Origin of the sequence: Vibrio sp. 2-2(8) (genome assembly GCF_963888495.1) — a bacterium.
Lineage (GTDB): Bacteria > Pseudomonadota > Gammaproteobacteria > Enterobacterales > Vibrionaceae > Vibrio > Vibrio anguillarum.
The window spans coordinates 1-554 of the sequence record NZ_CAWPJM010000049.1; the positions used below are offsets into that span (position 1 = coordinate 1).

The following is a 554-nucleotide window of genomic DNA, read 5'->3' on the forward strand; positions in this document are numbered from 1 at the left end:
TTACATTATCGGATATTACTGCCAACTCAGACCACATCAGTATAACGGTGGTTTAACTCCCAATGAATCAGAACGATTATATTGGGAAAACTCTAAAACCGTGGCCAATTTTAGTTGACCACTACAATTCGCCTTTCGAATTAGTGATAAGTGAAGGTAAGTTACGTGTAAACCAATCATTGATTGCCTGCTCGCCAAAATGGCCAAATGGCGGATTGCCGATATCGTGCATCACACAAGACATTTCAACAATTGACTCAATTTGTCGATCTAACCCCTCAAGAAAATATTTTTCTTGTTCTTCTTTTGGCAAATGCTTAAAGATGAGTTGGGTAATAAAACGGCCAACTTGTTGGACTTCTAGGGAGTGAGTTAAACGGCTTCGTACAGCTGCGTTACGCTCTAGCGGGAAAACTTGAGTCTTTTGTTGTCACCCCTAAACCACCGCCTTGGGCGGTGGTGATTGAACCTTGGGGCTATTGCCCGCAGAAGTGCCCATGTTAGAAGTAAACCTCTTATTCACCACAAGTAAGAGGAAACAAAAAACATGGGCG

At 42.4% G+C, this 554-nt stretch carries 1 pseudogene; it reads right to left on the bottom strand.

Annotation, left to right across the window (positions count from 1 at the left end):
- Positions 1 to 148: 148 nt before the first annotated feature.
- Positions 149 to 430: pseudogene (locus AACV12_RS12840) on the bottom strand (HD domain-containing protein); the annotation flags it as partial.
- Positions 431 to 554 lie beyond the last annotated feature (124 nt).